Origin of the sequence: Pseudomonas sp. OTU750018 (assembly GCF_011636575.1) — a bacterium.
In the GTDB taxonomy this organism is placed as follows: domain Bacteria; phylum Pseudomonadota; class Gammaproteobacteria; order Pseudomonadales; family Pseudomonadaceae; genus Aquipseudomonas; species Aquipseudomonas peli.
In genome coordinates this window covers 1,325,364-1,348,599 of the sequence record NZ_JAAPAU010000002.1, presented here as the reverse complement: position 1 = coordinate 1,348,599, position 23,236 = coordinate 1,325,364, and the positions used below count along the sequence as shown (strand labels likewise).

At 61.1% G+C, this 23,236-nt stretch carries 21 protein-coding genes; 17 read left to right on the top strand and 4 right to left on the bottom strand.

Features of this window, described 5'->3' with window-relative positions; all coding sequences use genetic code 11:
- Nucleotides 1-8: 8 nt before the first annotated feature.
- Nucleotides 9-1,031, top strand: a complete 1,023-nt coding sequence (hemH, locus tag HCI85_RS15265) for a ferrochelatase (protein ID WP_167145647.1) — start codon at nt 9-11, stop codon at nt 1,029-1,031.
- 156 nt (nt 1,032-1,187) lie between these two features.
- A complete protein-coding gene (locus tag HCI85_RS15260) occupies nt 1,188-2,519 on the top strand; it encodes a spinster family MFS transporter (protein WP_167145646.1) in 1,332 nt (443 codons plus the stop codon).
- A 55-nt stretch (nt 2,520-2,574) separates the two neighbouring features.
- Here the strand turns inward: HCI85_RS15260 and HCI85_RS15255 are convergent, their stop codons facing one another.
- Both HCI85_RS15255 and upp read right to left on the bottom strand, forming a co-directional pair.
- The gene (locus HCI85_RS15255) at nt 2,575-3,843 is read right to left on the bottom strand and encodes a uracil-xanthine permease family protein (RefSeq protein WP_160088305.1); all 1,269 of its coding nucleotides are present in this window, start codon (nt 3,841-3,843) and stop codon (nt 2,575-2,577) included.
- A 2-nt stretch (nt 3,844-3,845) separates the two neighbouring features.
- Nucleotides 3,846-4,484: a uracil phosphoribosyltransferase gene (upp, locus tag HCI85_RS15250; protein WP_108487097.1), complete on the bottom strand. Its 639-nt coding sequence runs from the start codon at nt 4,482-4,484 to the stop codon at nt 3,846-3,848.
- 246 nt (nt 4,485-4,730) lie between these two features.
- Between upp and HCI85_RS15245 the strand changes: the two genes are divergently transcribed.
- Both HCI85_RS15245 and HCI85_RS15240 read left to right on the top strand, forming a co-directional pair.
- Nucleotides 4,731-5,288 (top strand): hypoxanthine-guanine phosphoribosyltransferase, encoded by a 558-nt coding sequence (locus HCI85_RS15245; protein ID WP_160088301.1) that lies wholly within the window; start codon nt 4,731-4,733, stop codon nt 5,286-5,288.
- Nucleotides 5,289-5,293: 5 nt separating this feature from the next.
- Entirely contained in the window at nt 5,294-5,767 is a 474-nt protein-coding gene (locus tag HCI85_RS15240) for a WbuC family cupin fold metalloprotein (RefSeq protein WP_167145645.1), read from the top strand.
- Here HCI85_RS15240 and dauA read toward each other — a convergent pair.
- Nucleotides 5,764-7,503, bottom strand: coding sequence for a C4-dicarboxylic acid transporter DauA (gene dauA, locus HCI85_RS15235; protein ID WP_176600643.1), 1,740 nt, complete (start codon nt 7,501-7,503; stop codon nt 5,764-5,766). The two genes, HCI85_RS15240 and dauA, sit on opposite strands and share 4 nt — an antisense overlap.
- A gap of 183 nt (nt 7,504-7,686) precedes the next feature.
- Between dauA and HCI85_RS15230 the strand changes: the two genes are divergently transcribed.
- The 7 genes from HCI85_RS15230 (at nt 7,687) to HCI85_RS15200 (ending at nt 14,287) form a co-directional block, all read left to right on the top strand.
- Nucleotides 7,687-7,974, top strand: coding sequence for a PA4642 family protein (locus HCI85_RS15230; protein WP_167145644.1), 288 nt, complete (start codon nt 7,687-7,689; stop codon nt 7,972-7,974).
- Between the two features lie 165 nt (nt 7,975-8,139).
- The gene (locus HCI85_RS15225; protein WP_167145643.1) at nt 8,140-8,733 is read left to right on the top strand and encodes a TetR/AcrR family transcriptional regulator; all 594 of its coding nucleotides are present in this window, start codon (nt 8,140-8,142) and stop codon (nt 8,731-8,733) included.
- Between the two features lie 53 nt (nt 8,734-8,786).
- On the top strand, nt 8,787-9,896 hold the full coding sequence (locus HCI85_RS15220; protein ID WP_167145642.1) for an NADH:flavin oxidoreductase: 1,110 nt from the start codon (nt 8,787-8,789) through the stop codon (nt 9,894-9,896).
- A gap of 183 nt (nt 9,897-10,079) precedes the next feature.
- Complete coding sequence (locus tag HCI85_RS15215) at nt 10,080-11,027, top strand: alpha/beta fold hydrolase (protein ID WP_167145641.1); 948 nt, start codon at nt 10,080-10,082, stop codon at nt 11,025-11,027.
- Between the two features lie 166 nt (nt 11,028-11,193).
- Nucleotides 11,194-11,700, top strand: coding sequence for a TRAP transporter small permease subunit (locus HCI85_RS15210; RefSeq protein WP_167145639.1), 507 nt, complete (start codon nt 11,194-11,196; stop codon nt 11,698-11,700).
- Nucleotides 11,700-13,025, top strand: coding sequence for a TRAP transporter large permease (locus tag HCI85_RS15205; RefSeq protein ID WP_167145637.1), 1,326 nt, complete (start codon nt 11,700-11,702; stop codon nt 13,023-13,025). The genes HCI85_RS15210 and HCI85_RS15205 overlap by 1 nt, the downstream gene beginning before the upstream one ends.
- 209 nt (nt 13,026-13,234) lie before the next feature.
- Nucleotides 13,235-14,287 (top strand): TRAP transporter substrate-binding protein, encoded by a 1,053-nt coding sequence (locus HCI85_RS15200; RefSeq protein WP_160088285.1) that lies wholly within the window; start codon nt 13,235-13,237, stop codon nt 14,285-14,287.
- Between the two features lie 76 nt (nt 14,288-14,363).
- On the opposite strand, the gene HCI85_RS15195 is transcribed toward HCI85_RS15200, so the two are convergent.
- The gene (locus tag HCI85_RS15195; RefSeq protein WP_167145635.1) at nt 14,364-15,161 is read right to left on the bottom strand and encodes a substrate-binding periplasmic protein; all 798 of its coding nucleotides are present in this window, start codon (nt 15,159-15,161) and stop codon (nt 14,364-14,366) included.
- A 327-nt stretch (nt 15,162-15,488) separates the two neighbouring features.
- Here HCI85_RS15195 and HCI85_RS15190 point away from each other — a divergent pair, with 327 nt between their 5' ends.
- From HCI85_RS15190 to HCI85_RS15165, 6 genes are all read left to right on the top strand, one after another.
- On the top strand, nt 15,489-16,862 hold the full coding sequence (locus HCI85_RS15190) for a glutamine synthetase family protein (RefSeq protein ID WP_090251523.1): 1,374 nt from the start codon (nt 15,489-15,491) through the stop codon (nt 16,860-16,862).
- A gap of 39 nt (nt 16,863-16,901) precedes the next feature.
- Nucleotides 16,902-18,290, top strand: a complete 1,389-nt coding sequence (locus tag HCI85_RS15185) for an aldehyde dehydrogenase family protein (RefSeq protein ID WP_167145632.1) — start codon at nt 16,902-16,904, stop codon at nt 18,288-18,290.
- An 8-nt stretch (nt 18,291-18,298) separates the two neighbouring features.
- Nucleotides 18,299-19,468, top strand: coding sequence for an iron-containing alcohol dehydrogenase (locus tag HCI85_RS15180; RefSeq protein WP_167145630.1), 1,170 nt, complete (start codon nt 18,299-18,301; stop codon nt 19,466-19,468).
- Nucleotides 19,469-19,651: 183 nt separating this feature from the next.
- Entirely contained in the window at nt 19,652-20,575 is a 924-nt protein-coding gene (locus HCI85_RS15175) for an ABC transporter ATP-binding protein (protein WP_090251530.1), read from the top strand.
- Nucleotides 20,572-21,306 (top strand): ABC transporter permease subunit, encoded by a 735-nt coding sequence (locus HCI85_RS15170; RefSeq protein ID WP_167145628.1) that lies wholly within the window; start codon nt 20,572-20,574, stop codon nt 21,304-21,306. Before HCI85_RS15175 ends, HCI85_RS15170 begins: the two co-directional genes overlap by 4 nt.
- Before the next feature lie 8 nt (nt 21,307-21,314).
- Nucleotides 21,315-23,150, top strand: a complete 1,836-nt coding sequence (locus HCI85_RS15165; RefSeq protein WP_090251535.1) for a GldG family protein — start codon at nt 21,315-21,317, stop codon at nt 23,148-23,150.
- The last annotated feature ends 86 nt before the right edge of the window (nt 23,151-23,236 follow it).

The following is a 23,236-nucleotide window of genomic DNA, read 5'->3' as shown; positions in this document are numbered from 1 at the left end:
GACTTTGCATGACCGATCACGCCTTGCTGTTGGTAAACCTGGGCTCGCCGGCCTCCACTGATGTGGCCGACGTGCGTCGTTACCTCAACCAGTTCCTGATGGACCCCTATGTCATTGACCTGCCTTGGCCGCTGCGGAGGCTGCTGGTTTCGCTGATTCTGATCAAGCGTCCAGCCGCCTCGGCGCATGCTTATGCCTCGATCTGGTGGGAAGACGGCTCGCCGTTAGTGGTGCTGAGCAAGCGCCTGCATCAGGCGATGAAGGCGTCCTGGACCCACGGTCCGGTGGAGCTGGCCATGCGTTATGGCGAGCCGTCGCTGCAAACCGTGCTGACTCGCCTGGCTGCTCAGGGCATCAAGCAGGTCACGTTGGCGCCGCTGTACCCGCAGTTTGCTGACAGCACCACCACCACGGTGATCGAAGAAGCCAAGCGTGTGGTGCGTGAGCAGCAGCTGCCGATTCGCTTTTCCATCCTGCCGCCGTTCTACGATCAGCCGGAATACCTGGATGCCTTGGTGGATAGCGCCAAGCCCTATCTGGAGCAGGACTTTGACCATTTGCTCCTAAGCTTTCACGGCCTGCCGGAGCGGCACTTGCACAAGCTGGACGCCACTGGCCATTGCCTGAAGGGCGACGACTGCTGCCGTATGGCCTCACCTGAGGTGTTGGCCAGTTGTTACCGCGCTCAGTGCCTGCGCAGCGCCGAGCTATTTGCCCAGCGCATGGGGCTTAAACCTGAACAGTGGTCGGTGTCGTTTCAGTCGCGCTTGGGCCGCGCCAAATGGATCGAACCCTACACCGAGGCACGTCTCGATGAGTTGGCCAAGCAGGGCGTGAAGAAGTTGCTGGTGATGTGCCCGGCCTTTGTCGCCGACTGCATCGAAACTCTGGAGGAAATCGGCGATCGTGGCCGCGAGCAGTTTGTTGAGGCTGGCGGCGAAAGCCTGCAGCTGGTGTCGTGTCTGAATGATCATCCCAGCTGGGTCACTGCCCTTAAAACCCTCAGCGAGCGTGCACCGCTTCAGCTCTAGAGAAATATGCTGTGACGGTTATTCGCCCGAAAGGATGCTGCGCATTCGCCTGGCTAATAACACCTACGAGCGATACTCAGCGCCCTGCAACTCAGCCTAAGCTGGCAGTTCTTTCAACCGTCGTGCACCGCACCAACGGTGCCGAGGAGACTGCCAGTGCTCAACAACAATAACGGCTATCCCTCTTCCACCCGTGCCTGGGTGACTGTCGCCATCCTGATGGTGGCGTATGTGCTGTCGTTTATCGACCGGCAGATTCTCAATCTGCTGGTCGGCCCAATCCGCCGTGACCTGATGATCAGCGACACGCAGATGAGCCTGTTGATGGGCCTGTCCTTTGCGTTGTTCTACACCGTTTGCGGGATTCCCCTGGGCCGTCTGGCCGATACCAAGAGCCGTCGTGGCTTGATTGCTTTTGGCGTGCTGTTCTGGAGTGCCGCCACCGCCGCCTGCGGCATGGCCAAGCTGTACTGGCAATTTCTGCTCTGCCGCATTGGCGTGGGCGTTGGCGAGGCGGCGTTGTCGCCAGCGGCCTACTCGCTGATTGCCGACAGTTTTCCGGCTGAACGCCGCGCTACCGCCATCAGCGTATATTCCATGGGGGTTTACCTCGGTTCCGGGCTGGCCTTTCTGCTCGGTGGTCTGGTGATTCAGTTCGCCTCGGCTCAAGGCGATGTGGTGCTGCCGGTATTGGGTGAAGTACGGCCTTGGCAATTGATCTTTCTGATTCTTGGCGGCGCGGGGATTCTTTTCACCCTGCTCCTGCTGGCGGTCAAGGAGCCTGCACGTCGGGGCGTCGGGGCTGGTGTCGCGGTACCGCTGGCGGATGTTGGCCGGTATATCCGCGCCAACCGGCGTACCGTGCTCTGCCACAACTTCGGCTTTGCCGGCCTGGCGTTTGCCGGTTATGGCAGCGCAGCCTGGATTCCGACTTTCTTTATTCGTACGTACGGTTGGGATGCCGGCCAGGTCGGTATTGTTTACGGCAGCATCGTGGCGGTGTTCGGTTGTTTGGGCATTGTTTTCGGTGGCCGTCTGGCGGACTGGATGGCCAAGCGCGGCAGCAGCGACGCCAATATGCGCGTCGGCCTGTATGCGGCCGTTGGCGCGGTGCCTTTTGTGCTGGCCTTCCCGCTTATGGAAACGGCGCTATGGGCGGCGGTTCTGACAGCGCCGACGGTGTTCTTCCTGAGCATGCCATTTGGCGTCGCACCAGCTGCGATTCAGGAAATTATGCCCAACTCGATGCGCGGCCAAGCCTCGGCAATCTACCTGTTTGTCATCACCCTGATCGGCTTGGGCATCGGCCCGACGGCGGTGGCGCTGGTGACCGACTATGTGTTTGCCGATGACATGGCGCTGCGTTACTCGCTGCTGATCGTCACCAGCATTGCCGTGTTCAGTTCGATTGTGCTGCTGAGCATGAGCCTCAAGCCTTACCGCGAGAGCGTGGTGCGGTTGCAGCAGTGGTCAGCTCAGTCCGCCTGACGTACCCCAAAAATAAAAAAGCCCCGCAGTTGCGGGGCTTTTTAGTGGGTGCGAGTTACAGGTCTGGCTCTTCCAGCACGGTCTTGCTGCGCCAGCCTTGGCCGCCTGGCAGCACCAGGTTAAGCACCAGGGCGCAGATGGCGCACAGCGAGATGCCGGAGAGGGCAAAGTCGCTGTTGCCGATTACCATGCCGCCGATGCCGAACACCAGAGTCACCGACACGATGATCAGGTTGCGCGCCTCCGACAGGTCGACCTGATGGCGGATCAGGGTATTCAGGCCTACCACCGCGATGGAGCCGAACAGCAGGCAGAGAATGCCGCCCATCACCGGTACCGGAATGCTCTGCAGCGCGGTGCCGAACTTGCCGACAAAGGCCAGACCGATGGCGAAGCAGGCCGCCCAGGTCATGATCTTCGGGTTGTAGTTCTTGGTCAGCATCACCGCGCCGGTCACTTCCGCATAGGTGGTGTTGGGCGGGCCGCCGAACATGCCAGCGGCCGAGGTGGCCAGGCCGTCGCCAAGCAGGGTACGGTGCAGGCCAGGCTTCTTGATAAAGTTTTTGCCGGTCACGCTGCCGATCGCTACCACGCCACCGATATGCTCGATCGCCGGAGCCAAAGCGACCGGGACGATGTAGAGGATCGCGCCCCAGTGCAGCTCAGGCGTCACGAACGCCGGAATCGCCAGCCAGGGTGCGGCCGCGATATTGCTGGTGTCGATCACCCCGCAGAACGCCGCGACGATGCAGCCGACGATGATCCCCGCGAGGATCGGCACCAGACGCAGCAAGCCGCGCCCCATGGCCGCCACCAGTACGGTGGTTATTAGCGCCGACATGGAAATCAGCATGGCGGTTTCATACGGCACCAACTGCGCGCTGCCATCGCCGGCTTTGCCCATGGCCATGTTCACTGCTACTGGCGACAGTGCCAGGCCGATGGAAATGATCACCGGGGCAATCACCACCGGCGGCAGCAGGCGGTCAATAAAGCCCGCGCCTTTAACCCGCACCACGGCGCTGAGCAGGATATACACCAGGCCCGATGCAACGATGCCGCCGAGCACGGCAGGTAGTCCAAATTCGCCTTTGGCAGCGAGAATCGGTGCGATAAAGGCAAAGCTGGAGGCCAGGAATACCGGCACCTGACGACCGGTTACCAGTTGGAACAGCAGGGTGCCGATACCCGCGGTGAACAGCGCCACGTTGGGGTCCATGCCGGTGATCAGCGGCATCAGCACCAGGGCGCCAAAGGCCACAAACAGCATCTGCGCGCCGGAAATACCCTGACGCCAGAGTGGATCGTTGTACTCATCCTGCATGCTTACGCATCCTTCTGTTTGGTGCCGAAGATCTTGTCGCCGGCATCACCGAGGCCGGGAATGATGTAGCCGTGTTCGTTCAGGCGCTGGTCGATGGAGGCGGTATAGATGGTCACATCGGGGTGCGCATCGTTGACCACTTTGATGCCTTCCGGCGCCGCGACCAGGACCATGGCGCGGATTTCCTTGCAGCCGGCTTTTTTCAGCAGGTCGATGGTGGCGACCATCGAGCCGCCGGTGGCGAGCATGGGATCGATGATCATCGCCAGGCGCTCGTCGATTTCCGGTACCAGTTTTTCCAGGTAGGTGTGCGCCTGCAGCGTCTCCTCGTTGCGTGCTACGCCGACCGCGCTGACCTTGGCCCCTGGAATCAGACTGAGCACGCCTTCAAGCATGCCGATGCCGGCGCGCAGGATCGGCACCACAGTGATTTTTTTGCCAGAGATTTTTTCAACCTGCACGGTGCCGCACCAGCCCTCGATCTCGTAGTTTTCCAGGGGCAGATCCTTGGTCGCTTCATAGGTCAGCAGTGCACCGACTTCCTGAGCCAGCTCCCGAAAGTTCTTCGTGCTGATATCGGCGCGGCGCATCAGGCCGAGTTTGTGACGGATCAGCGGATGGCGGATCTCGAGGATGGGCATGGCGGGGTCTCCGGCAGGACGGGTAAAAAACTGGCCTAGATTAAAGCATTGGCTATGCCAAGTGCTGGGCCAAGATGGCCTAATATCGCTAAATAGCGCCTAACGTGTCGTGGCTTGCGGGTAATTGCCGCAGTTGGTCTCCCGGGGCTTGCTCTGCATGACGCAGATGCGTACCTTTGCCGGCTTTTATTTTGACGCATCGATCAGCTTTCTGGTCTGAGTGTCCCGCTCCCAAGAGGAAACAGCATGTCCGTCGATCTCGCGCATATCCGCCAAGTCATGGCCGAAGCCGATTGCCTGCACAGCAATGCCGAGGTTGAGGTGGCCATCGACAGCATGGCGGCCGCTATCAACAGCGAGATGGCCGACAGCAACCCTGTGGTGTTCTGCGTGATGAACGGCGGGCTGATCTTCTCCGGCAAGCTGCTGCCCAAGCTCAACTTCCCGCTGGAACTGTCCTACCTGCACGCCACCCGCTACCGCAATGAAACCAGTGGCGGCGAGCTGTTCTGGAAAGCCAAGCCGGAAATCTCCTTTATTGACCGCGACGTGCTGATCATCGACGACATCCTCGATGAAGGGCACACGCTCGGTGCAATCATCGATTTTTGCCGTCACGCTGGCGCCAAGAACGTGCGCATCGCCGTGCTGGTAGATAAAACCCACGACCGTAAAGCACGCCCGGACCTCAAAGCCGATTACGTCGGTATGTCCTGCGTTGATCGCTATGTGTTTGGTTATGGCATGGATTACAAAGGCTACTGGCGCAATGCGCCGGGTATCTATGCAGTTAAAGGGTTGTAAGACGTATGACTGGGCCGCGCTTTCTTGATCAGACCCTGTTCGGTGCTCTGGCCGAGCAAGCGGCGGCCAGCCCACGGCAACGCCAGCACCACAACTTCCACCAGATGGAAGAGCCTTGCCATCGCATGGCGGTGGGGCTGCAGCCGGACACCTACATCCCGCCGCACCGTCATCTCTCGGCGGATAAGGCCGAAGCGCTGCTGGTGCTTAAAGGCCGCCTGGGGCTGCTGATCTTTGATGACGCCGGTGAGGTGTTGGATAAGCGCGTGCTACAGGCCGCTGGCGAGTGTGTCGGCGTCGACCTGCCACCTGGGGTGTTTCATGCTCTGGTGGTGCTGGAAGCCAACAGCATTCTCTTCGAATGCAAAGCCGGACCTTACAAACCAGTGGGGGAGGGCGAGCAGGCCAGTTGGGCACCGCGTGAAGGCGAACCTGGCGTTGCCGACTACCAGGTCTGGATGCGCGCACAATTTACTTAGTCCGTGCTTTCCCCATCGGCCTTGGACGTTAGCCAGCGCAACGCTTTCTCTCTGGCTTGGGCCAGGTCGCGTACATACGCCAGCTCACCCTCGACGCGTACGATGCCGGCGCGGCGCAATTGCAGGCGTACCTGTGGCGTCGGTCCGCTCAGCACCAGGGCGACGTCCTGTTCGCGGTAGTCGCGCAGCACATTGTCCAGGGCGGCGATGGCGGTCATGTCCAACAACGGCACGGCGCTGATATCGACGATCACCACCTTCACTCCAGGGGTAAAGCGTCTGAGCACGCTCAGGGCTTTTTCTGCTGCGCCGAAGAACAGCGGGCCGCGAATGGCGTAGGCCAGCACGTGTTCGGGCAGGTCATTAAGCGCCTGGTGAAAATGCTTGGGCAGCGCTTCGGTATCTGTCAGGTCGCTCATGCGTTTGATAAACAGCCCGGCGGCCAACAGCAGGCCGACGCCCACGGCCAGCACCATATCGAACAGCACGGTGAGAATCAGGCAGGTCAGCAGCACCAGTACATCACTGCGTGGGGCGATGCGCAGGGTATGCCGCACATGCCGCGGCTCGCTCATGTTCCACGCCACCACCAGCAGCAAGGCCGCCAGCGCCGCCATCGGCAGGTAGCTGAGCAGGGGCGCGAGAAACAGGATGGCAATCAGCACCACGCCGGCATGGGTAATCGCCGCCAGTGGTGAGTAAGCGCCCGCGCGCACGTTGGCGGCGCTGCGGGCAATCGCGGCGGTGGCGGTGATACCACCGAAGAACGGCGCAACCAGATTACCGATGCCCTGGCCGATCAACTCGCCATTGGGGTCGTGCTTGCTGCCGGTCATGCCATCGGCGACCACCGCGCACAGCAGCGACTCAATCGCGCCGAGCATGGCGATGGCAAAGGCCGGGGCGAGCAGTTGGCGAAACAGCTCAAAGCTCACCACCAATGGTTGGCCATCGGCCCCCGGTAAGTGCCAGGGCCAGATAAAGCTCGGCAGAAACGGCGGAATACCCGGGTGCTCGACGCCATCCAGGTTGTAGCTAAAGCGCTCGCCAATGGTTGCCACAGGAATCTGCAGGCTTTCCAGCAACAATCCGAGCAATGCGCCGACAGTCAGCGCCACCAGATGCCCGGGTATTTTCGGCACCCAGCGCGGCCAGATCAGCAGCGTCGCCAGGCATACCAACGCCACCAGGCTGTCGCCCAGTTGCAGGGTCGGCAGGGCGTGCAGCAGGCCGTTGAGCTGTTCGATGTAGTTGTTCGGCTGGCTGCTGAGTTGCAGGCCGAACAGGTCTTTGATCTGCAGGGTAGCGATGACAATGCCAATGCCGGCGGTAAAGCCCAGCGTCACCGGGTAGGGGATAAATTCGATCAGCCGCCCGGCGCGCATCAATCCCAGGGCAATCAGGATCAATCCAGCCATCAACGTGCATAGCAGCAACCCGCCGAGGCCGAACTGCTGGGTGACCGGCAGCAGAATCACCACAAAGGCGGCGGTCGGCCCGGAGACGTTAAAGCGCGAGCCGCCAAACAGAGCGATCAGCGTGCCGGCCACCAGCACCGTATACAGACCATGCTGCGGCGCTACACCGACGGCAATTGCCAGGGCCATGGCCAGCGGAATGGCGATGATGCCCACCGTTACCCCGGCGCTCAGGTCGCTGCGCAGGTTTTTCCAGCCATAGCCGGCGCGTAGGGTCTGGCGCCAGGCGGAGAACAGCGGCGGTAAGGGCAGCGACATAATGACTCCCAACTCGATAGGTGCAGTATAGGGTTTGAGTACGGTGGGCTGTGTTGATCTAAGTCGGCTGTGCGCCAGCCTTAACGCGTGTTAAACCCTGTGGTTGCCCGGCATCCGTTGAGCCCTTGCCCGCCCCGGAGGTACACTGCCGCCCCCGTGTGGCCTGGTTAGCTGGAGTGAGTGATGCGTAAAGACAAGAAACAGGTGATTGGCGAAGAGATTGGTGACGAGCCGATCAAGCTGTTCCTCAGCGTAGAACCGGCCGATGCCACGCCGCCGTCGCTGCACAAGCTGGTCAAGGCCTACCGCGGCCTGCGTATCGACGATTTCGAGCGCTTTGTCGGCTTCTTCGTCGCTGCCGGCTACGACCTGAATGCCAAGGATGCTCAGGGCAATGACTTTATCGCGCTGATCCAGGATCAACGCTTTGCCGAACCCTATATCGAAGTGATCAAAGCCGCGCGCAGCTAACATCGAGTCAGCCCGTACAGCACTGATTTAAGGCTTACGCCTGCCCACAAAGCCGCGACCTGTTCGCGGCTTTGTCGTTTCTAAAACCCACTGTGCTTCTTGCTAATAATCACGCAAATCAATAGTGCTGGGCGAGGCGAGACGACCGGTCATATTCTTGCCGGCATGAACTCCAGCATCCGACTCGACAAGCGTGACCTGATCCTCGCCAAAGGCGCCGAGGTGATGACCCGTCGGGGTTATCACGGCGCCGGTGTGCAGGAAATCGTCCAGGCCGCGGGTGTGCCGAAAGGCTCCTTCTATCACTACTTCGCCAGCAAGGAAGACTTTGCCCTGCAGGCCTTGCAGCAGGTCTATCAGCCACGCCTGGCGCGTTATGCCGAAGCCCTGGCCAATCCTGCATTGAGTCCGCGCGAGCGCATCCTCGGTTATTACGCCGAGCTGGTGGAGCACTTCGCTCGCCAGGAACGCCTGGAATACCACTGCTTTATTGGCAGCCTGAGTTTCGAGATGGCCGAGTTGTCGCCGACGTTGGGCGCGCAGGTTGATGCGATTTTGCAAGCCTCGGCGGACACCCTGCAGGCCTGCCTGGAACAGGCGCAGGCGGCAGGTGAGCTGCCGGCCGATGAAGATTGCCGCAACCTGGCGAGCTTTATCGCCAATGCCTGGCAAGGCGCGCTGACCCGGCTCAAGGTGGCGAACAACACTCGTGCCCTGACTGACTTTATCCAACGCCTGCAGCTGCTGTTGCAGGCCTGATCCCAAGCTCCCTTTAACCAGTTGCGGCGCTCTCGCCGCCCAGAGGAATGATGATGACCGATCCCGTTAAAGCGCTGTTCCAACCCTTTACCCTGGGCAACCTGGCGCTGCCGACCCGTGTGGTCATGGCGCCGATGACCCGTTCCTTTTCCCCAGGTGGCGTGCCGAACAGCAAGGTTATCGAGTATTACCGTCGCCGCGCCGCTGCCGGTGTTGGCTTGATCGTTACTGAAGGCACCACCGTCGGTCACAAGGCTGCCAACGGTTACCCGAACGTGCCGCGTTTTTATGGTGAAGACGCCCTGGCCGGCTGGAAGAAAGTAGTCGAGGCCGTACACGCCGAAGGCGGCAAGATCGTTCCGCAACTGTGGCACGTGGGCAATGTGCGCAAGCTGGGCACCGAGCCGGACGCCAGCGTCCCAGGCTACGGCCCGAGTGAGAAGATTAAAGAAGGCAACGTGGTTGTGCACGGCATGACTCAGGACGACATCAAGGAAGTGATCGCCGCCTTCGCCCAAGCCGCCAAGGATGCCAAAGCCATTGGTATGGACGGCGTGGAAATCCATGGTGCTCACGGCTATCTGGTTGATCAGTTCTTCTGGGCCGGCAGCAACCAGCGCACCGATGAATACGGCGGTGACCTGGCTCAGCGCTCGCGCTTTGCCATCGAACTGATCCAGGCTGTACGCGCCGCAGTGGGCCCGGAATTTCCGATCATCTTCCGCTTCTCGCAGTGGAAGCAGCAGGACTACACCGCACGCCTGGTGCAAACCCCGGAAGAGCTGGGGGCGTTCCTCAAGCCGCTGAGCGATGCTGGCGTGGACATCTTCCACTGCTCGACTCGCCGCTTCTGGGAGCCAGAGTTCGACGGCTCCGAGCTGAACCTGGCGGGCTGGACACGCAAGCTGACTGGCAAGCCAACCATCACCGTCGGCAGCGTCGGCCTGGATGGCGAGTTCCTCCAGTTTATGGTCAACACCGACAAGGTGGCCCAGCCGGCCAGCCTGGAAAACCTGCTGGAGCGCCTGAACAAGCAGGAGTTCGACCTGGTAGCCGTAGGCCGCGCGCTGCTGGTCGATCCGGATTGGGCGGTAAAAGTACGCGATGGCCGCGAGCAGGACATTCTGCCGTTTAGTCGTGATGCGCTGACCAGCCTGGTCTAAATATCCGTTTTATCGTGTGCGTCGTAAAACGGCGCAACACTCCTCAAGCCCCGGCACATCGGGGCTTTTTTTCGTCTGCGCTTTGGCTTGTACGCGGGCACCCCGCATTGATGCAGAGCGCTCAGCAGGCAAGCGCCGCGTCGTTGGCTAGTATTGCCAGTGCCCCGTCACCAGGTATCGACCATGAAGCGTGTTGCACAGATTGCTGTATCCGTTGTCTTGTTGGTGCTGATCAGCCTGGCCGCTGCGGTTGCCTGGAACTGGGCGCCTGATCGCCCCGTGGCCGACCTCAAGCCGCGCTGGGCTTTGCCACCGTCGCAGTTTGTGGCGGTTGACGGCATGCTGGTGCACCTGCGTGACCAGGGCCCGCGCGATGATCCCGCGCCGATTGTGCTGCTGCATGGCACCTCGGCCAGCCTGCACACCTGGGAAGGCTGGGTGGCGGCGCTGCAGACTAAGCGTCGGGTAATCAGCCTCGACCTGCCGGGCTTTGGCTTGACCGGGCCATTCCCCGATGGTGATTACCGCATGGGCCACTACAGCGCCTTTCTCGGCCATGTGCTGGATCAGTTGCAGGTGCCGCGAGCGGTGGTGGCGGGCAACAGTTTTGGCGGGCAACTGGCCTGGCAGTTTGCCCTGGACCATCCGCAGCGGGTCGAACGGTTGGTATTGGTGGATGCCGCCGGTTACCCGCGCAATGCCACCTCCATTCCCATCGGTTTTCGCCTGGCGCAGATTCCCGCGCTTGCATCGCTGATGGCCAACCTGCTGCCCCGGCAGATGATCGAGGCGAGCATTCGCAACGTCTATGGCGACCCGAGCAAGGTCAGCGATGAACTGATCGACCGGTATTACGAACTGACCTTGCGTGCCGGCAACCGTGAAGCCTTGCGTCAGCGTTTTATCCAGGCCGAAGCCGGGCAGGGCTTCACGCGCATCGCTGAGCTCAAGGTGCCGACCTTGATTATCTGGGGCGGCCGCGATGAATTGATCCCGCCGGACAACGCCGAGCGCTTCAAGCGCGATATCCAGGGCAGCCGTCTGGTGCTGTTCGACGACCTGGGGCATGTGCCCCAAGAAGAGGACCCCGCGCGCACCGTGGCGGTGCTGATGGGCTTTCTAGAGGGCTAACCGGGGTTTAGGACGGCTTTCTGCTGCGCACTAAGCTGCTGATATTTCGAGAGAGATTGCTTGCATAAAAGAGCTGGCGTGCTTTGTGCTAACGCTGTCAGCGCTGGTTGGCTTTGCGCCATCTTGGTCTAGGCTCTCGGAATAACAATTATTCGGCAGGTGCAGTATGCCCAAGGCCATCAGGCTGTTTGTGCACGCAGTGGAGGCGCTCAACCGCGTTGTCGGGCGCTTCGCCATGTACCTGATCTTCGCCATTCTCGGCGTGCTGCTGTACTCCTCCATCAGCAAGACCTTCTTTGTGCCGGCCGCCTGGACGCTGGAGTCGGCGCAGTTTCTGATGGTCGCCTACTTCCTGCTTGGCGGCGCCTATTCCATGCAGCTCGATGCTCATGTGCGCATGGACCTGTTCTATTGCAACTGGTCGCCACGTACTCGTGCAGTCGTCGATGTGATCACCATAGTCTTTCTGATTTTCTACCTGGTGTTTTTGCTCTATGGCGGTATTTCTTCAACTCAGTACGCCCTTGAGTACAACGAAACCAGTTACTCGTCGTGGTCGCCACCCATGGCGCCGATCAAGATCATCATGTGCATCGGTATCGCCCTGATGCTGCTGCAGGCCATCGCCACCCTGTTCAAGGACATCGCCGCTGCGCGGGGGGAACCGCTGTAATGGATTACGAGCTGATCGCCCTGCTGATGTTCTCCTCGATGATGTTGCTGCTGCTTACCGGCAAACGGGTATTTGGCGCGATTGGTTTTGTCGCAGTGGCGGCGGCCCTGCTGTTATGGGGCGATGGTGGTTCGGAAATGGCCTTCAGTGCGGCCATGAAACTGATGAAGTGGTACCCGCTGCTGACCCTGCCGTTGTTCGTGTTTATGGGCTATATGCTCTCCGAATCGGGGCTGGCCGAAGACCTCTACAAAATGTTCCATGTCTGGATGGGCCCGCTCAATGGCGGCCTGGCCATCGGCACCATTGGCCTGATGGTGGCGATCTCGGCGATGAATGGCCTGAGCGTGGCGGGCATGGCCATCGGCGCCAGTATCGCTCTGCCGGAGCTGCTGCGCCGCGGTTACGACAAGATCATGGTCACCGGGGTGATTCAGGCCGGAAGCTCCCTCGGCATTCTGATTCCACCGAGCGTGGTACTGGTGCTGTACGGCATGATCGCCCGCCAGCCGGTTGGCCAGTTGTGGCTGGCCGGAGTGTTTCCCGGTCTGCTGATGGCCGGGCTGTTTATCCTGTATATCGCTATTCGCTGCCGTTTACAGCCGGAGTTGGGGCCGGCGCTGTCTGAGCAGGAGCGCAGTCAGATCAGTCGGCGTGAAAAGCTGCTGCTGCTCAAAGCCGGATTTGCGCCACTGTTTATCTTCTTCTGCATGACCGGCCTGTTTCTCATGGGCATCACCAGTCTGGTGGAAAGCTCGGCAGTTGGTGCGGCGGCGGCCACCCTGATGGCATTGGTCAAGGGGCGTTTGACCCGCAGCGTGATGGAAGAAACCCTGCGCAAGACCCTCGGCATCAGCTGCATGTTCATGTGGATCATCCTCGCCGCCCTGTGCTTCGGCGCGGTGTTCGACGGCCTCGGTGCGGTCAAGGCGATTGAGGCGTTCTTTCTCGACAGTCTCGGCCTGGGGCCATGGGAAGTGCTGATCCTGATGCAGCTGTCGTTCATCCTGATGGGCATGTTCCTTGATGACACCGCCATGCTGGTAATCGTCGCTCCTTTGTATATCCCGCTGGTCGGTGCGCTGGGCTTTGATCTGGTCTGGTATGGCGTTCTCTACACCATCACCTGCCAGATCGCCTATATGACCCCGCCCTTTGGCTACAACCTGTTCCTGATGCGCGCCATGGCTCCGCCGGAAGTCTCGCTGCGCGATATCTACGTTTCGGTGACTCCATTCGTGCTGATCATGATCCTGGCCTTGGTGCTGGTCATGGTCTTTCCGCAGATCGCCCTGTGGTTGCCGCAGTGGCATTACGGCGGATAAGCACATGAATTTCAGCTGTAGGCCAGCGCAGTCGTACCGACAAAGCCAGTGAGGATTGCTACGGCGCCGTTCCGCTGATGCCGTGCGCAATCCTCAAGGGCTTTTGAGCAATCAGGTGCAGGTTGCCCCTCTGAAAACCCTGCCAGCGCCCAGTGGGCCAGGCAGTGCGGTTGTATGCCATCTGAATCGACAAGCCTGGAGATAACAGCATGAGTACGAGACGCAGTTTTCTGAAAACCGCCGCGGTGGCCACCGGGGCAGCAGGGGCAACGGCACTAGGGTCGGCGCATATCTACGCCGCCGAGCCGAAGAAAATCGTCTGGCGCCTGCAAACCTATGCCGGCGCTGCCTTGGGCGAACATGTGATCAAACCGTCCATTGATGCCTTCAACAAGGCCGCCAATGGCGAGATGGAAATCCAGCTCTATTACGCCGACCAACTGGTGCCCACCGGCGAGCTGTTCCGCGCCATGCAGAAGGGCACCATCGATGCGGTACAAAGCGATGACGACTCCATCGCCGCGCCCGTGGATATCTCGGTGTTCGGTGGCTATTTTCCGTTTGCCACCCGTTACAGCCTGGATATTCCGGTGCTGTTCAACCAGTACGGGCTCAATGAAATCTGGGCCGAAGCCTATGGCGAGGTCAAAGGCGTGACCTGGCTCGGTGCCGGCGCCTGGGACCCGTGCCACTTCGCCACGGTCGAGCCGATCACCAAGCTTGAGCACCTCAAGGGCAAGCGCATTTTCACCTTTCCCACTGCCGGTAAATTCCTCACCCGCTTTGGCGTGATCCCGGTGACCCTGCCTTGGGAAGATGTCGAGGTGGCGATCCAGACCGGAGAGCTGGACGGCATTGCCTGGTCCGGCATTACCGAGGACTACACCGTCGGTTGGGCCAACGTGACCAAATACTTCCTCACCAACAATATCTCCGGCGCCTGGTGCGGTTCCTACTTTGCCAACTCGGACAAATGGGCCGAGGTGCCCGAGCACCTGAAAACCCTGTTCAAACTGTGCATGGACAGCTCCAACTACTACCGCCAGCACTGGTACTGGGGCGGTGAAGCGCAACTGCGGGTTGAGGGCGGCAAGCTACAGCTGACCTCGATTCCGGCCGAGGAGTGGGCCACCGTTGAGGCCGAAGCCCAGGTGTTCTGGGATGAAATCGCCAAGACCAGCCCACGCTGCGCCCGTGTGGTGGAAATCTTCAAGAAGTACAACGCACTCATGGCCAAGGCCGGCGCGCCCTATCGCGGCTAGTGCTGTGTTGCTTGCAACCTACGCCCGCAGCGCAAGATGCGGGCGTATTTTTTTGCGTGGCAGGCAGGCGGCTCGGTCAGTGCGCGTAGCGATTGTGCAGGGCCTGGAAGCGACCATCCTGCTGCACACGTTGCAAAGCAGCGCGCCAGCGCGCTATGTCCTGCTCCGGCATGCCACGGGACAGGGCGATAAAGCCTTCATCGCGGCCCAGTTGCACGGCGCTTGGGCGCACCTTGTCGGCCGCGACGCCCGCCTCGCGCAGCCTCTGCGCCAGCTCTGAGTCAGCCGAGGCAACCAGCGCGATCCGGCCGGCTGCGAGCATGCTGAAGCAGGTGCTGTAAGTGTTGTTGCGCTTTAGTTGGGTGAACGCCATGGCTGTCAGGCGTTCATCATGGGAGCTGCCGTTGAGTACGCACACCGGCAGGTTCTTGGCATCCTCCAGGCTGTGGATACCGGTGGGCCGTTGGCTGTTTTCGTAGAGCCAGTCGGTCTCTTCCCAGATGGGCCCGACCCAGTGCGCCAGCGGCAGGCGTTCCGGGGTTTTGGCAAGGTTGAAGAGCACCACATCGTCACGCTGTTGCAGTTGCGCCAGACCGCGTGCCAAGGGCACTTCCTGGATTGCCTGCTGCTCGGCCATATCAGTCAGCAACTCGCGCACCAGCTCCAGAAAGAACGCCCGCTTGCCGGCATGTTCGCGTCCGCGTAACTGGCCGTCGATCAGTACGGCTTGGCTATCCAGGCTGTGGGTATAGATCAGCCAGTCACGTGCCAAGCAGGCCGTAGGCGCAAGCCAGGCAGCCAGTACCAGCGCCACTGCGGCGGCAACTGCTGTGCGATGCCGAGTCTGGCCGGGCGCTGGCAGGGTGCGGGGCATCGGGTTCAAACAATCTCCGGTATGGCTTCTGGCGGCCACCTGGCGCATGCAGCCAAGTGTTCGGCGGACGGTGATCTGTGCTTTTACAGCAGAGCAGTGTCTGCCGTCACCTGTGATGCAACGCGTGCGAGTTGTTTTGCCTAATTGACCAGCCAACTTGGCAAACCTGTACCACACTGATGGAGCTTTTTGCCGGGTGTTCTAACAGGCGTTGGGTAGTCGTCAGGGCGCGTTGTGTAGTGGTTGTTGGGATGCGCTTGAGACGCTGTTGTTGCCTGCAAGACTGACACCGGATGTCGGCCATAACAACAATAGATAGGTGCATTTATGCTCAATCCGCGAGACGTGAAAACCGTTCAGGATGCCAAGCGCATTGTCGAAGAGCGCGGCCTCAGCCATATCAAGGTTGGGGTGTTCGATAACGATGGCGTGATGCGCGGCAAATACCTCAGCCGCAGCAAATTCTTCTCTGCGCTCGACAGCGGCTTTGCCTTCTGCGATGTGGTGCTCGGCTGGGACGTGAAGGACCAGCTCTACGACAACGCCCAGTACACCGGCTGGCACACCGGCTACCCGGATGCGCCGGTGCGGGTTCTGCCGCATACCTGCCGCGACTTACCCTTCGAGAACGGCATGCTGCTGTTTATCTGTGAGTTTGCCGAGGCAGCGGAAAAGGTTTGCCCACGCGGCACCCTGCGCCGGGTGATTGAGCGCTGCAAAGCCATGGGGTTCGATGCCTTTGCTGCGCTGGAATATGAATTTTTCATGTTCGATGAAACCCCGGAGTCGGCCCGCGAGAAGGGTTTTCGCAACCTCAAACCCTTTACCCCGGACTGGTTTGGCTACTCGATGATTCGAAACTCGGTACACGCCGAGCTGTACCACGAGATTCTGGAAATGGCCGAACGCATGGACTTTCCCATCGAAGGCCTGCACACCGAAACCGGCCCCGGCGTGCTGGAGGCGGCGATTGCCTATGACCGTGCCGAAGCCGCAGCCGACAAGGGCGCGCTGTTCAAGACTTTTATGAAGGTGCTGGCCCAGCGCAACGGCCTGATGGCCACCTTTATGGCCAAGTGGTCGGGCAAATATCCGGGGCAGAGCGGGCATATCCATGTGTCGCTGCGTGATCTGGCCAGCGGTAAGTCGGCGTTCTATGACCCGAGCCAGGCGCACAATATGAGCAAGATTCAGCGCCACTTTCTTGCTGGGCAGCAGCGTCTGATGCCGGAATTCCTCTGCATGGTGGCGCCAACGCTGAACAGCTACCGCCGGCTGATTCCCGGCTTCTGGGCGCCCACCGATGCCACCTGGGGTGTTGAAAACCGTACTGCTGCGTTGCGGGTCATTCCCGGCAGTGACAAGTCCCAGCGTCAGGAATATCGCCTCGGCGCTGCCGACGGCAATCCGTTTCTGGCCCTGTCGGTGGCGCTCGGCTCTGGTCTGTACGGGGTGATGCAGCAGTGGGAACCGACCGAGCCAGTGGTGGGTAATGCCTACGCCATGAAGCACCCCGAGGAGCTGGCCCTGCCACGCACCCTGTGGGATGCGGCGCAACGGCTGAAGGCTTCGACGGCGGCGCGGGAGTTGTTTGGCGATGAGTTTGTCGAGCACTTTGCCGCCAGCCGCGAGTGGGAAGAGCGCGAATACCGCCGGCATGTCAGCGACTGGGAACTGGATCGCTACTTCGAAATTATCTAGCGCGCGGCCCCGGCTGATTGGGCTTATGGAGTCTTTTCAATGAGCAAACTGCAATGCATTTCTCCCATCGACGGCTCGGTGTATGTCGAGCGCCATCTGGCCTCCAATCCTGAAATTCAGGCTGCTCTGGCCAAGGCTGAGTTGGCGCAGCAGGCCTGGAAGACCACCCCGCTGGCTGAGCGCATCGCCATCGGTCGCAAGGCGATTGCCGCCTTCGCCGCCAAGGAAACTCAGCTGGCTGAAGAGCTGTGCTGGATGATGGGCCGGCCGATTCGCTATGCCGCAGGCGAAGTGCGTGGCTTTGTCGAGCGGGCCAGCTATATGGCGGACATTGCCGAGAGCGCCCTGGCCGATATCCAGGTACCGGAAAAGCCCGGTTTTATCCGTTTTATCCGTCGTGAACCGCTGGGTGTGGCGTTGGTGATCGCCCCCTGGAACTACCCCTATCTGACGGCAGTGAACGCGGTGATGCCGGCGCTGCTGGCGGGCAATGCAGTGCTGCTCAAGCACTCCGCGCAAACCCCGCTGTGTGCCGAACGCATGGTCGAAGCTTTTAACGAAGCCGGCTTGCCGGACGGAGTATTCCAGTACCTGCACTTGAGCCACGGTGAAACCGAGGCGCTGATCCAGGCGCCGACTATCGCCCACGTGGCCTTCACCGGCTCGGTACCGGGCGGCACCATGGTGGAGCGGGTGGCGGTGGGGCGCTTTCTCAGCATCGGCCTGGAACTGGGTGGCAAGGACCCGGCCTATGTACGGGCCGACGCTGATCTGGCCCACGCGGTGGAAACCACCATTGATGGGGCGTTCTTCAACTCCGGACAATCCTGCTGCGGCATCGAGCGCATTTATGTGCACGAATCGCTCTACGACGCCTTCGTCGAGCAGGCGGTGGCGTTGGTCAAACAGTACAAACTCGGCCGCTCCGATGACCCGGACACCACGTTAGGCCCGCTGGTGCGTGCCGAAGCAGCGGACTTCGTCCGTGGGCAGATTCACGATGCCATTGAGCAGGGAGCCACTGCCCATCTGGTGCCGGCCGACTTTGCCCTGGACCATCCCGGCTCGCAGTACCTCGCGCCGCAGGTGCTGACCAACGTGCACCATGGCATGCGCGTGATGACCGAAGAATCCTTCGGGCCGGTGGTTGGGGTTCAGAAGGTAAAAGATGACGAAGAAGCCCTGGCGCTGATGAACGACAGCGAGTTCGGCCTGACGGCCGCGATCTTCAGCCGTGATGTCGACGCCGCCATGGCCCTGGCTGACCGGGTGCAGGCAGGCACGGTGTTTCTCAACCGCTGTGATTACCTAGACCCGGCGCTGGCCTGGACCGGGGTGAAGAATTCCGGGCGCGGCTGCACCCTGTCCAGCGTCGGCTTCGAGCACGTTACCCGGCCGAAATCCTTTCACTTCAAGACTCAGTTGTGAGGCGCGCCATGGACCTGAATCACTACCGCATGAACTGGAATTACCCGACCTCGGTACGCGTCGGCGTGGGTCGCATCAGCGAGCTGGCGACTGCTTGCCGGCAACTGGGCATGAGCGCACCGCTGCTGGTCACCGACCCTGGCCTGGCCACTTTGCCGATGATCGACCGCGCGCTGTTGCATTGCCGCGACGATGGCCTCAAGGCCGGCTTGTTCCATGGCATCAAGGGCAACCCCACCGGGCAGAATGTGATGGACGGGGTGGCCGCATTCAAAGCCGGCAAGCATGACGGGGTGATCGCCTTTGGCGGCGGCTCGGCGCTGGATGCCGGCAAGGCCATCGCCCTGATGGTCGGTCAGGACCGACCGCTGTGGGATTTCGAGGACATCGGCGACAACTGCAACCGCGTCAATGTTGCCGGCATGGCCCCGGTGGTGGCGGTGCCGACTACTGCCGGTACCGGCTCGGAAGTCGGCCGCGCCTCGGTGATCACCGATGATGATGCTCATATCAAACGCATCATCTTCCACGCGCGCATGCTGCCAGCGCTGGTAATCCTTGATCCAGAACTGACCCTTGGCCTGCCAGCCAAGATCACCGCCGCCACCGGTATGGATGCGCTGTCGCATAACCTGGAGGCGTTCTGCTCACCGCTGTTCCACCCCATGGCCGAAGGTATTGCACTGGAAGGCATGCGCCTGGTGCAGCAGTATTTGCCGCGCGCGGTGGCGCAGGGCAGCGATGTTGAAGCGCGGCTACAGATGCTGGTGGCCTCGAGCATGGGCGCCACCGCATTCCAGCGTGGCCTGGGCGCCATGCATGCGCTGGCCCATCCGCTCGGTGCGCTGTACGACGCCCACCACGGCCTGCTCAATGCAGTACTGATGCCTTACGTGCTGGTTGCTAACCGCGAACGTATCGAGCCGCAGATGGAGAAAATGGTGCGCTATCTGAACCTGGCCAAGCCAGGTTTTACGGGCGTGCTGGAGTGGGTGATGGCGCTGCGTGAGCAGGTCGGTATCCCGCACAGCCTGAGCGAAATTGGCATTGATGACGCGCGCATCGAGCAGGTTGGACAGATGGCTGAGGTCGACCCCTCTGCCGGCACCAACCCGATTGCCTTTACCGCTGCGCAATACAGTCAGCTGTTTGAAAAAGCCCTGCGTGGCACCCTCTAATCTCTGGCCTTACCAGCGCTGCTCGCTTGGGCGAGCAGCGCTGTAGCGAACAGATACATGACCCGCCGGTTCTTCGCTTGCGCTGCCTGCGCGTGACTCCTTATATTCCCCCGGCATTTAAGCGCGCCCGGCTTGCGCCTGCCCGGCTGCAAGCAGGGTCTGTTACCGCAATGGTGAGAGGCCATGATCGAAATAAAAAACCTAACCAAGCGTTTTGCGCAGCACACGGCTGTTGACGACCTGTCCTTCAGTGTTAAGCCCGGTGAAGTGCTGGGCTTTCTCGGCCCTAACGGTGCCGGCAAATCCACCACCATGAAGATGCTCACCGGCTTTCTGGCGCCGACTTCAGGCAGTGCCAGCATCCTCGGTTTCGATATCCAGAAAGACACCCTCAAGGCCCAGCGGCAGATCGGTTATCTGCCCGAAGGCGCGCCGTGCTACGGCGATATGACGGTGCGCAGCTTCCTCGAATTTATCGCCGAGGTGCGAGGTTTCAAAGGCGCCGAGAAGCGTCAGCGGGTGGCCAAAGCGGTGGCTCAAGTCGAGCTGGACGCCGTGCTGGAACAGTCGATCGAAACCCTGTCGAAAGGCTTCAAGCGTCGCGTCGGCCTGGCCCAGGCGATTCTGCATGATCCCAAGGTGCTGATCCTCGACGAACCCACCGACGGCCTCGACCCCAACCAGAAGCACCAAGTGCGCAAGCTGATCCAGAGCCTGGCCCACGACAAGATCGTGATCATTTCCACCCACATCCTCGAAGAAGTGTCCGCTGTGTGCACCCGCGCGGTGGTAATCGCCCACGGCAAGCTGCTGGCCGACGGCACGCCGCTGGAGCTGGAGAGCCGCTCGCGTTATCACCAGGCCGTCACCCTGGTGGCTGCCGAGCCGCTCGATCAGGCCGCGCTGGCTGCGCTGCCGGGCGTGGCCGGGGTGGAAGAAAATACCCTGGAACACAGCCTGAGCATCCTCGCCAAACCGGGTGAAGTGATCTTCCCGCAGGTCAACGCGCTGATCGCGGAGCGCGGTTGGCAGGTCAAGGAATTGAATGTCGAACGCGGGCGGCTGGACGAAGTGTTCCGCAGCCTGACCCGTGGGGAGGTGGTATGAGTCAGTTGTCGGTGATCTTCAAGCGCGAGCTGGCGAGCTACTTCGCCACGCCGCTGGCTTACGTGTTTATCCTGATTTTCCTGGTGCTGTCCGGGGTGTTCACCTTCTACCTCGGCGGCTTCTTCGAGAGCGGCCAGGCCAACCTCGCGCCGTTCTTCAACTTCCACCCTTGGCTGTATCTGTTTCTGGTGCCGGCAATTGCCATGCGCCTGTGGGCCGAAGAGCGCAAGAGCGGCACCATCGAGCTGCTGATGACCCTGCCGATCACCCGTTTCGACGCGGTCACTGGCAAGTTTCTCGCCGCCTGGGTGTTTGCCGGTTTGGCGTTGCTGCTGACCTTCCCGATGATCATCACCGTCAACTACCTGGGTGAGCCGGATAATGGCGCGATCATCACCGGCTATATCGGCAGCTGGCTGCTGGCGGGTGCCTACCTGGCGATTGGCTCGTGCATGTCGGCCCTGGCGAAGAACCAGGTGATCGCCTTTATCCTGGCGGTCAGCGTGTGCTTCCTGTTTATCGTCAGCGGCTTCCCCATGGTGCTCGACGGTTTCAGTGGCTGGGCGCCGCAGTGGCTGGTGGATGCCGTGGCTTCGCTGAGCTTCCTGACCCGTTTCGATGCGATCAGCAAGGGCGTGATCGACCTGCGCGACCTGCTGTATTTCCTCACCCTGATTGCTGCCTGGTTGGCGGCAACAGCGGTGGTTATCGACCTGAAGAAAGCTGACTGAGGCCGCCCATGAAAAAGCTGATGGTTTCCAGCGCCGGGCTTGCACTCATTGCCCTGGCGTTTCTCGCCTTCAACCTGTTCTCCAGCGTCAGCCTTAGCGGCGTACGTCTGGATCTGACCGAGCAGAAGCTCTACACCCTCTCCAGCGGCACCGAGCAGATTCTTGCCGAGCTGGATGAGCCGGTGGAGCTGAACTTCTTCTACTCCGACACCGCCACCAAGGACCTGCCGGCGCTGCGCACCTACGCCAAGCGCGTCGAGGAAATGCTTAAGGCTTATCAGCGTGAGGCGGGCGACAAGCTCAAGCTGACGATTATCGACCCGGCGCCGTTTTCCGAGGACGAAGACAAAGCCGCCGAGTTCGGCCTGCAGGGCATTCCGCTGCAGCAGGGCGGCGACTCGATCTACTTCGGCCTGGCCGGCAAGAATGCCGAAGGCCTGACCCAGGTGATCCCGTTCTTCGCTCTGGATCAGGAAGAGTTCCTCGAATACGAACTCAGCCGTCTGGTGCAGAGCCTGGCCAAGCCCGAGCGGCCGGTGGTCGGTGTGCTTTCTGGCTTACAGGTCAACGGTGGTTTCGACATGGCCGCGCGGCAGCCGACACCGGCCTGGATGCTGATCGAGGAAATTCGTCAGCTGTTCCAGATCGAAAGCCTCAAGCGTGATGTCGACCTGATCCCTGAAAAGGTTTCGGTACTGCTGCTGATCCACCCCAAACAGCTGCCCGAGCAGACCTTGTATGCGATTGACCAGTTCGTCCTGCGTGGCGGCAAGTTGCTGACCTTTGTCGACCCGTTCAGCGAGGCCGATACCCAGGCCGAAATGCCCGGCGAGATGGTCATCGACAAAGCCTCCGATCTGCCCGCGCTATTCAAGGCCTGGGGCCTGCGCATGGTGCCGGATCAGGTGCTTGGCGACGGCTCGTATGCCATGTCGGTAAGCATGGGCGAGGGCCAGCGCCCGGTGCGCCACGCAGCCTGGCTAAGCCTGCCGAAGAATGCCCTGGACAAGGACGACATCAGCACCGCCTCGCTGGAAACCATTACGGTGGCCACCGCCGGCATGCTGGAGCCGCTGGACGGCGCGAAAACCCAGTTCATCCCGCTGGTGCGCAGCTCGCAGTACGCCATGCCGTTTGATGTCAAGCGCTTCGGCATGCTGGCCAACCCGGAAGAGCTGATTCGCGAACTCAAACCCACCGGCGAGCGCTACACCCTGGCGGCGCGCATCAGCGGTCCTGCGCAAACGGCCTTCCCTGAGGGGATCGAAGGGCAGAAGGACGGCCTCAAACAGGCCGACAATATCAACGTGATCGTCGTCGCCGACACCGACATGCTCACCGACCGCATGTGGGTGCAGGTGCAGGACTTCTTCGGTCAGCGTATTCCGCAGCCCTGGGCGGACAACGCCGGTTTCGCGATCAACGCCCTGGACAACCTGGCCGGCTCCGAAGCGCTGATCAGCGTGCGTTCGCGCGGTCGCTTCACCCGGCCGTTCGAGGTGGTGGACGCCATTCAGCGTGACGCCGAGGTGCAGTTCCGCGAGAAGGAGCAAGCCCTGCAAACCCAACTGGCCGACACCGAGCAGAAGCTTGCCGCCCTGCAGCAGAACCAGGATCCGAGCAAGGCCCTGGAACTGACGCCTGAGCAGCAGGCCGCCGTGCAGCAGTTCGTGCAGCAGAAGCTGGCGATCCGCAAGGAGCTACGCGACGTGCGTTACCAGTTGAATGCCGATATCGAGGCCCTGGGCAGCACGCTCAAGTTCCTCAATATCGCTCTGGTGCCGCTGGTGCTGACCCTCGGCGTGCTGGCGCTGTGGTTGTGGCGTCGGCGCAAGCACGGCTGATCTCGCCTGTACCTGCAAAGGGCCGCTTGATGCGGCCCTTTGTATTTCTGTCCTGCCGGTCAGATAATGCCCCGCGCCTATGCGCC